The organism is Neorhizobium alkalisoli (assembly GCF_007829835.1).
In the GTDB taxonomy this organism is placed as follows: domain Bacteria; phylum Pseudomonadota; class Alphaproteobacteria; order Rhizobiales; family Rhizobiaceae; genus Neorhizobium.
Genome location: NZ_VIWP01000009.1, coordinates 85980 through 97833, shown reverse-complemented (window position 1 = coordinate 97833; position 11854 = coordinate 85980). Strand labels below are relative to the sequence as shown.

Genomic DNA, 11854 nt, shown 5'->3' with positions numbered 1-11854 from the left:
AATGGTTTTAAAGGGTGTGACACGGCTGGCACGCAAGGGCAACGTAAATAGACCGCCATCAGTCGCCTACAGCCGCTCCAAGAGCGACGCGATCTGATCGGGGGCGAAAGGCTTCTGGACGACCTGTGCTTGCCGATGGCGTTCGTTCAACCCGGCCGCCCCGTATCCGCTGGCGAAAATGAACGGCACGCCGAGATCGGCGAGGCGGTCGGCGACGGGGAAGGACTGCTTGCCTGCAAGGTTTATGTCGAGGATCGCGAAATCCACGTTCTCCGCCTCGACGACTTCCAGCGCGGTCTCGAGGCGCATAGCCGGACCGACGACCTCGTGGCCGAGATCGACGATCACGTCCTCGATCAACATCGCGACCAGCATCTCGTCTTCAACGATGAGCACACGCGCCATTCAGACGCCTTCCAGTGCCGGACGGTCGTTCACCGCCTCAAGCGAGGTCGCAAAGTTGAAGGCGACGCCATCAGGTCGGTAATCGATAGTGGCGGTACCTTGGAGCTCAAGCGGAAGAACCTGCAGGAGGAGACGCGAGCCAAAACCTTTTCGATCTCCCGGAACAACCGTCGGGCCGTCTCTTTCAATCCAATCGAGCTCGAACTTGTCCCCCAAGAGCTGCCAGCTCACATCGACCGAACCGTCTGAAAAGGACAGCGCCCCATACTTTGCGGCGTTGGTAGCTAGTTCGTGCAAGGCGAGCGCAATCGACATAGCAGCATGCGGGCCGACCCGAAGATCCGGGCCATTGATGCGAATGGCCTCCCGGCTCTCGACCTGAAACGCCTCGAGCGAACTAACGACCATGGCCCGCAGCTCGGCTCCGTCCCAGTTCTCAGCGGTGAGGACGTTATGCGCCCGCGATAATGCGAGGATGCGGTTGGTAATGGCTTTCGAGGCTTCTTCCCTCGTCTGAACGCCGCGCAGGGTCTGCGTGACGATCGACTGGATCGAGGTGAGTGTATTCTTGACCCGATGGTTCAGCTCGTTGATCAGGAGCTTCTGGTGGTTCTCCGCGCGCACACGCTCGGTGACGTCAGAACCCTGCGTGAAGATGCTGACGACCGCGCCCCGCTCGTCGCGGATCGGCTGGTAGACGAAATCCACGTATCGCTCCACGAGCGGCGCGTCCTTCGTCCGGGCGAACATGACGCGCTCGGCCGCCCGCCGAACGGTCTTCCCGGTTTTGAAGACGTCGTCCATGAGATCCAGATAGCCTTGTTTCGCGATCTCCGGCATCGCGTCCACAAGTGTTTTCCCGACGACCTGTCGATCACCGACGAGTGTCTGGTACTCCGGGTTGACCATCTCGAACGTGTGTTCAGGTCCGCTTGTCATCGCCATGAAGGTCGGGGCTTGCGAGAACAGATTCTGAAGCCGCTCGTATTCCTCCCGGTTACGTCGTTCGGCCAAGACCCGCTCCGTGGTCTCGACCACGATGGCGATGACGCCCGCCGGCTTGCCTTCTTCGTCGAGGACGGGGGAATAATCGAGGTCCATCCAGACCTGTTCGGGAAACCCCTTCCGATGGAGGGTCAATTCCTGATCCCGATAGGCGAGGGTGCCTCCGGCCAAGCCGACCTTCATGACGTTATCGTTGAAATCGACGATCTCAGCCCAGCCCTCGCGGACATTGGAGCCGAACAGCGCCGGGTGCCGACTTCCCGCGAACACCGAGTAGGCGTCGTTGTAGATCATCACGCCTTCCTCGCCCCAAAGCATCACGATGGGAACAGGAGACTGGAGCAGGAGCGCGGTGCTGGTGCGAAGACACGGCGGCCATTCCTCGACGCGGCCCAGAGGCGTGGAAGACCAGTCGTAGGTCCGGATGATTTCGGCGGCCTCGCCATCTTTGCCGAGGAAACGGAACGGATCGATGTTCGGGGTATCGTTCTGCAAGATCATGGTCCGGAATGGCGGTTTGTCGGGCTGTGGGTATGTATTGCGAGGCGTCTATATAACAAGTGTCGGCCGTTGAGCGTCAAAGAACGGTAGGTGAGCGGCTTAGTTCCTTTGAACTCATGTAAGTCAGCGTCGTTTTCCATGCGTCGTCGACACCGCGAACCTTAGATAGATACACGAGCGAGCGCGTCGATAGGCAGTTTGATGACGACGTCCAGACCTTCTGGATTCCACTTGTTTGCCATCTCACCCCGCAGCCCCTGGACACTCCGCCTGACAAGCGTCGAGCCGAACCCTGATTTCGAAGGTTCACCTACCTCGGGACCGCCACGTTCGCTCCACCGGATTTCGATAGTGTCCGCACGGCGGCACGACACAGACACCCGACCGTCAACTGGCCCGAGCGCACCGTACTTGGCGGCGTTGGTCGCGAGTTCATGCAGGATCAACGCGATCGCGGTGAGATGGTCGGGCGAGACGGGAATGTCGTCGCCTCCTTCTATCGAGACGCGGTTTCCGGTTGGCCCCTGGGTGTAAGGCGCGAGAATGTCAGCCAGGACGCGATGCAGGGAGATGTCCGCGCCGCCACTGTCGATCAGGGACAGGTCGGGTTGCGCCAGCTCGTGCGCCTTGCTGAGGGCCGTGAGACGACCGCGCACAACGGCGGACAACTCCTCGGCCGTGGAGACGGATCGGGCGCTCATCATCAGGAGCGAGTTCGTCAACGCAAAGACGTTCTTCACACGGTGGTTCAGTTCCCGCAAAAGAAGCAGGCGCTGCTGCTCGGCGCGGTCGCGGGCCATTTCGTGATTATAACGCTCGATGGCGATCGCGGTCGTCCGCGTCACCATGCCGATCACCTCGATATCCCGTTCGGTCGGCTCCCTTGGTTCGCGGTAGTAGTTGGCGAAAGTACCAAGAATTCGGCCGTCCGCCGCCTTGATCGGCATAGACCAACAGGCTTTCAGCCCGTGAGCGGCCGCGAGTTCGCGGAAATCCGCCCACAGCGGATCAGTGTCTATATCTGCGACCATGACGGCCTCGCCCGACAAAGCCGCCGTGCCACACGAACCGATCCCGTGTCCGACTGGGATACCGTCAATGGCCGCATTGTATTCTGGGGCCAGGCTCGGGGCAGCGCCTTCATGCAGGGACCGACCGTCTTCCGACATTAGGAGAACCGACGCCAACAGTTCGCCTTCAGCGGGTTTCTCGACAAGAAGGATGATGTCCCTGAGAACTTCCTTGATCGGGCCGCCCAAAGCGACGCGCGCGAGGATGTCGCGCTCGGCGATGATAAGTTCTGACTGTATCGAGGGAATGTTCATGAGAGTCATCGGTTCGGCTCGCCGTTGGAGCCGGAACTCCCGACCTCTTTAACTTTCTTACATAAGCTTACGTGCCGGAAAGTCCAATCGAGCAGGCTAAAGCAGACGATATTTCAAAGGAATACCGAGTTTTCTCGTGCGAATAGTCATCTGCGGGTCTGGATAACAACCGTTCCTTGCGCGGACAGTGGTTTACGTCTTCATAAAGGGGTCGTTCGCATTTTATTAAGTTCGTTCATGAAAACTCTTCCGCAGGGGCATACCGAATTCACGGGGACAGAGTTGAGTGCGTAACCGAAGCACGGAGTCGCCAGCATGCCCGCGCAAACAGTTCTTGTCGTTGACGACGAACCTCTGATCCGCATGACCCTTGCAGACGCGCTCGTTGACGAGGGCTTCGACGTGCTCGAGGCTTCCAACGTTCTCGAGGCGGTCGCCGTTTTCGGGATGCGGCATATCGATTTCCTGGTGACGGACGTCGATATGCCCGGCGCGCTCGACGGCTTTGACTTGGTTCGATTTGTACGCGTTCACGGGAGGCATGTCGTGGTGGTGGTCACCTCGGGTGGCAGCGTCCCCGGAGAAGGAGTTCATGAACCCGACGAAACGTTCATCGCCAAGCCCTATCGGCTTAAAGGCGTGATCGACAAGCTAAAGGCGGCGGCCATGCAGCGACGCGATTTTGGCTTGGCTATGTGAGGGTATAGGTTCAAGCAAAGCCCGCTCTAGCCATCCTCGATCTGCGCAGAATGTCGGCTTTTGGCGCGAAGGGGAAGTCGGCCTTCGGCCCAAAGCAGTCATAGTGCCGACGTAAGTGAAAACGCTCTGCGCCGTTAGATATTGCGTTTCACGTTCTCCTCGCCACCGCAGAAAACGCGCGCTTTTCTGACGAAGTGGCCGTTGCTGGAGGCGGGTCTCCAAGCTCCGTTACTTTCCTACCTGTGCGTTTTCCATACAGGCTTTTGCTTGAATGGCTTCTTATCAATTACGCCTTTGACGACATTGAAGCCGTCATCTTGTAGCCTTAGGACGGCAGGAAAATCAAAGTACTTTGTATTTATATTCGCTAAGTGCCACTGGCTTTCGAGATATCCTCTGAATTCGCTCGCGCGTTTGTATCGATCTGCGATTTCAAACGAGGGAGCCAAATCCGATATTGCAGATCGGCTGGCTTCGTCAAATATCGGCGTATCGGTTGACGTCGCGTCCAAAAACGAAAACGCCCCCATCCAATGTTTTACATGGTAGATTCCGACCGAAGTTGCTCTAAAATAGAAATGATCCGGCGGCTGATTTTCGGCGACCTTGAGCTCCCTGTAATGCGCGTAAGGGGTCTCAATGAGCCGTTTCGCCGCCAGTCGCCGTAATGCATTCCGCGTCTGATCCTCAATGAAGCCATGACGCAGCATTTCTGTTACAACAAACTCACCTAATACAAATCCGTCGCTATCTTTCTCACCAATATTTGAACTCAAATAGGAGACTATAAGCGGGCAAAGAAAATTTTCTCGTGCGTCCGCTGTGGAAACGTCAAAAACATTCTGGGCAACGAGTGAAGACTGCGCATTGAAATAGGCGTACTCACCGAGCAGGGCATGCTTGGTGAATTCATGAAGAGGCACTTTATAGCTGCCTGACTCTTCTTCGATTCTTACAATTTTTTGGGAGTCGACATTGGGGCTGCCGCAGAATGAAGTGATCAACTCTATCACGGATCGGGTATTTCCAGAGCTAATGTTGCTAAGGAATTGCTGTATTGATTGATTTGACCTAACAGCGCGCAATGTCGCGTTGAGGAAAGCTACTACGCTTCCTAGTTGAAGCCTAATACCCTCTAATTTCCCGGGATTTTCTTTGCCTTCCGCCACACGAACTGCAAATGTTAGTCGGCGCTGAACGACCTCATCCGCCGGCGGTGGAGAAATTGTCAAAATTTTATTTTGATACCCGGATAGCGCGCCAGTAGTCTTCGAGTCATAAAAAGTACTCGGCCGCAGCGCTATAAAAATTAGCAAGTTCCGCCACGACGCCAACTCTTGCGAGATAAGAAAGGCTTCCTGCTGGACGGCAAGTCCTCTTTGGTCTGCATTATCCATAATAATGATAATTTGTTTTCCACGACCGCGCACGATGTGACCAAAAGCAGCCATCAGGTGATTGTCCTGCTCGGCAATTTTCGCCGACAGAAACTCAATTTTTTCTTTCTCGTATGCTATTGGATCGACGGCTTTTAATCTGCCTTTAACACTCTCGTCGAATGCTCGCAGCTCTTCATAGTAAATTCTGTCAGCGAAAGACGAAGAGTTTATATCGACGCCGTACTTTTTCTTGAGGACTGCGGGAATTTCCGAAAGCACGAACGTTTTCACGTCCTTAGAGAGGTTTGCTTTAATACCCAGGTTAATGTGAATGAAATAGGTATTAGCTTTTTCACCAACGTCCATTCGTTCGAAGAGATTTTCGAAGAACGATGTTTTTCCAACGCCGACGTCTCCCAATACCACCACAGGCCGGGAACTCGCTCGACCCAACACCGCAGTGTCATCGATGGCGCTAGGGGTGATACCATCACCGCTCACGCGCTTGTAACGGGCAGAGATAATTTGCTTACTTAGCAAGAGGTGGCGGTTATTAGCTTCTATAGGAACGTAGCAATCACGGTAAAACGCCGATTTGAGGTCCGGATTATCTTCAATCTCCTCTAACAATAGCCCTGACAGGTCCCGTAGATTTTCTTGAAATGGACTTCTGTACCGATGCTTCATTAGTTCCGGGATGACGATGGACGCCTTTTCCGGTATCCGTGGGTTACGGTGAATCGCGATATCTCTGTACGCTCGATTTTCAGAGATTCCCTCGGGCGACAGGAGGGTCCATAAAAGTGCGAAGTTCGAAAGATAGCTCTGAATTCCGTTGAACAGGAAGCATTCGCCGTCAAGCGGTGATTGACCAGGTATAATAGCTTGGAAGATTGCTAACTGAGGACCGTTGCAGACAATGGCTACTTGCGCGCCAAGTAGCGAGCAGTAGGGGATGACTTGGTGCACCGCCTCCCTAAACTCCGGAAACGCTTTCATGAGAGGGTCGAGCTTGCGCACCAAGGTAGGTTTGCCTGCTGGTAGGTCGCCAAATGCCTTAGCTTCGCGTTTCGCTTCCAGAACGGCTTTGGCTGGATGACCGAGCACGTAATCCGCCTTACCGCCGACGCCGTCCTGCACCTCTACTCGGATATTTGGCTTTTCCCAGCCCAAACACTCTATCAGGAGGCGATCAACAAACTGGAATCGGTTTTCGGCTTCATTCCAATGGGAGCTGTCAGGCGGAAATTGCGCGATAATTGTTCGGAGCCGCTCTTCACCTTCGCTTAACTCGAACGGTGCTTGCATTTGTCCCCCGGTTGCTTGGTGCATCGCATGTATCTGCTAACTTTTTCGTGCTTACTGAGCATCATTAGCGCGATGTTCAATCCATACAAGGTGCTGATTTCTTCAGCCTCTACATTATCAGCATTTTGACTTCCTTCTGACATGTCGTGTCCGCTATTGGCGCTTCAGCGTCATAACGGGCTCCGGCCCAGAGCAGACATCCCGACGGACGCTAAGTGCCTGTGGCCGCGAACTCGCGCGCGGCTCTGACGAAGGCACTGAATGCGGCGGGCGGGTTCTTTCTGCCAGGATAATATAGTGACAGCGGTGCCAGTAACGGGGTCCAGTCGTTGAGAACCGACACGAGCCTGCCCTCGGATATGTCCTCGTGTACATCCGCCTCCATCACATACCCAAGCCCGATCCCATCCTGTGCGGCAATCCGAACCAAGCTCGGCTCATCAAGGGTGATGCACCCTTGTACGTCGATTTGCACGGTGCTTCCGTCCTTCTCAAATCGCCAGCGGAACAAAGCGTTGTTCGGTAGACGCGCCCGGATACAGCGGAATCTATATAAATCGGTAGGGACGACAGGGCAGCCGTGTGTGCTGAGGAAGTCTGGTGAGGCGACGACCACGTGTCGGCGCGGCAATTCCAGCGAAATGGCGATCATGTCGCTTGGCACAAGATCTGCGGGTCTCAAACCCAGGTCGAATCCCCCGGCCACGATATCGACCAGTTTTCCCTCGGTGACCAAATCGATATGCACCTGCGGATAGCGCCGAAGAAACGGTAGCACAAGCGGGGCAAGAACCTCCCGTGCGGCCGAAGCAAAAGTGTTGATGCGTAATGTGCCCGCTGGTGTTTCCTGCAATGACTGCGCGGCCAGCATGGCATCATGGATGTCCGTCATTGCCGGACCAACCCGCTCCACAAAGCTCTTTCCGGCATCGCTGAGCGCGACGCTGCGCGTTGTGCGGTTGAAGAGGCGTATGCCGAGGCGCTGCTCCAGCTTTGCAATCGCATTACTCAGTGCCGTCGTGGACATGCCGAGCTCGAGCGCGGCAGCTCTAAAAGAGCCATTCCGGGCAACGCTGAGAACAGCATCCAAATCAGCGAAAACAGATCGCGCCATTATCCCTCTTTTCGCAATTCCTCATCCTCATTTGTCCCGCTTATCGGGTCAATTGTCCAGGCTTATCTTGATGCTCGTCGACCTGAGAAACGGTCGACGACGACAATCCACTCAGGCTCAAAGATGATTGGAGGATTGAAATGACAATCAAACTACCCAAGGCGATCGAAGCTTATTTCTATGCCGATCGAAACGGCGGCCCCGAGGCTATCGCCGCCACTTTCACCGAGACCGGCATCGTAAAAGATAAGGGCCAGACGCACCGGGGCCGCGATGCTATCCGCGATTGGATGGCTGATGAGGCCCAGCAATATAGCTACACGGTCGAGCCCTTCCTTATCATGATCGAGAACGGCACGACCCAGGTCACGGCCCACGCTTCCGGAGACTTCCCCGGAAGTCCGATCGATCTGCGCTTCTTCTTCGTTCTTGCGGGCGACAAGGTCGCGGAATTGGAGATCACCGTATGACACAGTTTCTCAACTTGCAGGGCCGTCGCGCCCTGATCACGGGCGGTACTTCGGGTGCAGGAGCCGCGACCGTGGCACTGTTCAACGAGCTTGGTGCTCGAGTGCTGACCACCGCGCGCACCAAGCCGTCGGACTTCTCCGGCGCTGCGTTCGTCCAAGCCGATCTGACCACCATGGCGGGGGTTCAAACAGTCGTCGACGCTGTGCAACAGCGACTCGGTGGACTGGATATCCTTGTCAATGTTCTCGGAGGCTCTTCAGCCCCTTCAGGCGGCTTTGCTGCGCTGACCGACGAGGAATGGGACAAGGAGTTCAACCTCAACTTCTTTCCGGCTGTCAGACTGGATCGCGCGCTCATCCCCGGCATGATTGCGCAGGGGAGCGGTGTCGTCATCCACGTCAGCTCAATCCAGAACCGCCTGCCGCTGCCGGAGGCTACGACCGGCTACGCTTCGGCCAAGGGGGCTCTCAACACCTACAGCAAAAGCATCTCGAAGGAAGTTTCTCCGAAAGGCGTGCGGGTCGTGCGCGTTTCTCCCGGCTGGATCGCCGATCCAGGGGCGAATGGTCTGGCCCTGCGCATCGCCGAGGAAGCCGGCATCAGCTACGAAGAAGCGGTGCAGTCGATCATGAACTCGCTGGGCGGCATCCCGCTGGGACGGCCGGCGAAGCCAGAAGAAGTCGCCGATCTGATCGCGTTCCTTGCCTCGGATCGAGCATCGTCCATTACCGGGACCGAGCATGTGATCGACGGAGGGGCGGTTCCCACCGCATGAACATATGATGTGCACCACGGTGCGCATCATTTCCCAAACATACGTTTCCGTCAGCACAAATATACAGGAGACAACGATGAACTCGACAAAAAGGGCGGTTCTCACCGCTATCGCTGCATCAGCTCTTTCCATTTCGACTGCCGTTCAGGCGCAGAGCCCTACCGCCTCACACCTGACTATTCCCAATGTGGTTCTCGTACATGGCGCGTTCGCCGATGGTTCCGGCTGGCGCGGCGTCTATGACAACCTGACGGCAAGGGGCTATAAAGTCACCATTGTTCAGAACCCTCTGACATCGCTGGCTGATGACGTCGCAGCTACCCGCCGCGTGCTGGACCTACAGCCCGGGCCCACAATCCTTGTCGGCCATTCATGGGGCGGAACGGTGATCACCGAAGCCGGAGTCCATCCCAAGGTCGCCGGGTTGGTCTACGTATCAGCTCTCTCGCCGGATGTCGGCGAAACGACCGCTCAGCAATATGAAGGCTTCTCGCCCACTCCCGAGTTCGTCATCGATATCCGCCATGATGGATTCGGGGTCATCAACTCCGCCAAGTTCAAGGCCGGATTCGCTCATGACACCACCGATGAAGATGCCGCCTTCATGCGGGACTCCCAGGTCCCAATCAACATGTCCGTGTTCGGGACCAGGCTGGAGAACGCTGCTTGGCGGACAAAGCCCAGCTGGGCGATAATAGCCACGGAAGACAAGGCTTTCGATTTGGAAATGCTCCGGCATATGGCGAAAAAGATCGGAGCCAAGGTGACGGAGGTCTCTGCGAGCCACGCTCTGTTCATTACGCAGCCGTCGGTCGTCTCGGATACGATTGACGCCGCTGCAAGGAGCCTCGGCGCGGCCACCGCGAATTGAATGCCGCAGAATGACGGGCACAGTTGATACTGTGCCCACCTCCGCTTCGGCCCAGGCCTGACCGCATCTGCGCCAAGACCGTCAGCGGCCCAAATCGGTCGTTCATGCGGTTCCCGAACCGTGGGATGAATATACATTTGGCCTTGACTTCAACCAGGACTGGTGTGGACTATTACATGGTAGCGCTGTGTCTTAAGCCTCCGTCTGAAGGACTCGCAGGATCATTCTCTTAAATCAAAAAAGGAGAGCATTCATGGCACTTAAACCAGGACCAAAGCCAATAGCGAAATCCACAGGGAAACCGGCAGCGCCGCCGTGATAACAAAAGCACACCAGGAAATACACCGTCCCTCAAACCTAGCAAATCCACCAAACAAGGCACATAAAAGAGGGCTCTGCTGATCTGCACTTCTGCCCCGGTATTCGATTGAACCTGCGCGAAATGCCGCGGAGACTGCTTGCCTGTCGGATGTAGGATATCAGCTTTCTCGAACTCCCTGCCGATAGCGGTTAGTCCGATAGCAGCCCCGTATCGTACGTGCGCTGCCAACAGCGAATGTCCGATCTTGGCGCACACTTGCCTTCGATGCCGTTGCAGTCCTTAGAAAGGATTGTCTTGCTCGGTCGTGACTACGAGAGAACCGATTACCTCTCATCCGTCATCCACCACCGCGGTCTCAGGCCTGTCGCCTCCAAGTGCGTGTTCGCTCCGCCAGGTGCCGTCCGCGATCTGGTAAGTGATCTCGGCGTCTCGCCCCTCGATATGCTGGCGCTGAGCCGCAGCCTTGGCCGCCTTGAGCGCCTGTTGATGGGTCGCGAATGGCTCGGACCAGACGTTGTCGAGGCGATAGGCGTAACCGCCGTCGTGTTGTCCGACGTGATAGGTGATCTTCACTGATATTTCTCCAGGAAATGCGCATGACGTGGCGCGGCTAAGCTTGTGACCATGAGCACCGCATATGCGCGCCGCCCGGTAGAGCCTCATCTAAGCCACGGCGACGCTGTCGGATTGTCCAATACGTCCGCGCCAAGCTCACCGAACGTCGAACTCCAACGCGTCCGAATGCACCGGACGGCAAAGTAGCTCTATCGCGCAGGAGACTCATTACGCCATGTACATCGAGACGGTCGAAAAATTCGCCGCAGTGGGCCAACACAAGGCCGACATGATCAAGAATCATCTGCCTGCCTTCTTTATCGGCGCGATGATGGCAGGAGCCTATATCGGCTTCGGTGACGTCATCATGTTTACGGCCGGTGCGCATGCCGATCCTTCGTGGAGCCACCTCGTGATGGGCGTCGTGTTTGCCTCCGCGTTGACTATCGTCATCTTTGCCGGATCGGAGCTCTTCACGGGAACCGCGATGTACATGGCCTTTGCCCTCTTCAAGCGCACCGCTTCGCCCACTGATGTGCTGAAGGTCTGGGTCGTCTGCTGGCTTGGAAACCTTGCGGGAGCTGCGGTTCTCGCGGCGATCATGCACGCCGCCGGCGGCGGCGTTCTTCTTGGCGACGGGAGTGCCACTTTCTACTCGATCGTCGAGGCCAAAATGAATGGCACCGCAATGGCGCTGATCGCAAAGGGGCTCCTCTGCAACTGGCTCGTATGCCTTGCGATCTGGATGTGCGGAAGGACCGAGAACGACGCTGCCAAGATTTTCCTGATCTTCTGGCCGATCGTCATTTTCATCGCGTCCGGGTTCGAGCACTCGGTGGCGAACATGTTCGCGTTCTCGATGGCACTCATGGGCGACCATCCGGCCGAGGTGACGCTGATGGGGGCGGCACACAACCTGTTATACGTGACGATCGGCAACATACTCGGTGGCTTCGTCATGCTCGGTGTCGGCTACTGGGCGCAGGAGCCCGGCTTCGGTCACGAGGCGCATTTCAGGCCAACAAGAGGAAGCGACCAGCGTTCCCGTTGAAATCGGTAACTTTGTGTGTTCGCGTAGTTGTGAGGTTGAGAACCAATACCCAAATTCAAAACCCTGGCTTTCA

Annotated in this window: 11 protein-coding genes; 5 read left to right on the top strand and 6 right to left on the bottom strand. The window is 56.4% G+C overall.

The window, feature by feature from the left end:
• Positions 1-66: 66 nt before the first annotated feature.
• The 3 genes from FHW37_RS26245 to FHW37_RS26235 all read right to left on the bottom strand — a co-directional run bounded on the left by FHW37_RS26245 (position 67) and on the right by FHW37_RS26235 (position 3236).
• Complete coding sequence (locus FHW37_RS26245; protein WP_145641767.1) at positions 67-405, bottom strand: response regulator; 339 nt, start codon at positions 403-405, stop codon at positions 67-69.
• On the bottom strand, positions 406-1905 hold the full coding sequence (locus tag FHW37_RS26240; protein WP_186458401.1) for a sensor histidine kinase: 1500 nt from the start codon (positions 1903-1905) through the stop codon (positions 406-408).
• 167 nt (positions 1906-2072) lie between these two features.
• Entirely contained in the window at positions 2073-3236 is a 1164-nt protein-coding gene (locus FHW37_RS26235; RefSeq protein ID WP_186458400.1) for a sensor histidine kinase, read from the bottom strand.
• 315 nt (positions 3237-3551) lie between these two features.
• Between FHW37_RS26235 and FHW37_RS26230 the strand changes: the two genes are divergently transcribed.
• Entirely contained in the window at positions 3552-3935 is a 384-nt protein-coding gene (locus FHW37_RS26230) for a response regulator (RefSeq protein WP_145641761.1), read from the top strand.
• Between the two features lie 236 nt (positions 3936-4171).
• Here the strand turns inward: FHW37_RS26230 and FHW37_RS26225 are convergent, their stop codons facing one another.
• Positions 4172-6646: a hypothetical protein gene (locus FHW37_RS26225; protein WP_210249326.1), complete on the bottom strand. Its 2475-nt coding sequence runs from the start codon at positions 6644-6646 to the stop codon at positions 4172-4174.
• Positions 6647-6833: 187 nt separating this feature from the next.
• Complete coding sequence (locus FHW37_RS26220; RefSeq protein ID WP_145641759.1) at positions 6834-7736, bottom strand: LysR substrate-binding domain-containing protein; 903 nt, start codon at positions 7734-7736, stop codon at positions 6834-6836.
• A gap of 140 nt (positions 7737-7876) precedes the next feature.
• Here FHW37_RS26220 and FHW37_RS26215 point away from each other — a divergent pair, with 140 nt between their 5' ends.
• The 3 genes from FHW37_RS26215 (at position 7877) to FHW37_RS26205 (ending at position 9853) form a co-directional block, all read left to right on the top strand.
• Positions 7877-8206 carry a nuclear transport factor 2 family protein gene (locus FHW37_RS26215; protein ID WP_145641757.1) on the top strand — a complete coding sequence of 110 codons (330 nt, stop codon included), beginning with the start codon at positions 7877-7879 and terminating at the stop codon, positions 8204-8206.
• Positions 8203-8982: an SDR family oxidoreductase gene (locus FHW37_RS26210; protein ID WP_145641756.1), complete on the top strand. Its 780-nt coding sequence runs from the start codon at positions 8203-8205 to the stop codon at positions 8980-8982. Before FHW37_RS26215 ends, FHW37_RS26210 begins: the two co-directional genes overlap by 4 nt.
• A gap of 76 nt (positions 8983-9058) precedes the next feature.
• Positions 9059-9853 (top strand): alpha/beta fold hydrolase, encoded by a 795-nt coding sequence (locus FHW37_RS26205; RefSeq protein WP_145641754.1) that lies wholly within the window; start codon positions 9059-9061, stop codon positions 9851-9853.
• A 652-nt stretch (positions 9854-10505) separates the two neighbouring features.
• Here FHW37_RS26205 and FHW37_RS26200 read toward each other — a convergent pair.
• The gene (locus FHW37_RS26200) at positions 10506-10748 is read right to left on the bottom strand and encodes a DUF2188 domain-containing protein (RefSeq protein WP_145641752.1); all 243 of its coding nucleotides are present in this window, start codon (positions 10746-10748) and stop codon (positions 10506-10508) included.
• 217 nt (positions 10749-10965) lie between these two features.
• On the opposite strand from FHW37_RS26200, the gene FHW37_RS26195 reads away from it, so the two are divergent.
• Positions 10966-11781 carry a formate/nitrite transporter family protein gene (locus FHW37_RS26195; protein ID WP_145641750.1) on the top strand — a complete coding sequence of 272 codons (816 nt, stop codon included), beginning with the start codon at positions 10966-10968 and terminating at the stop codon, positions 11779-11781.
• Positions 11782-11854 lie beyond the last annotated feature (73 nt).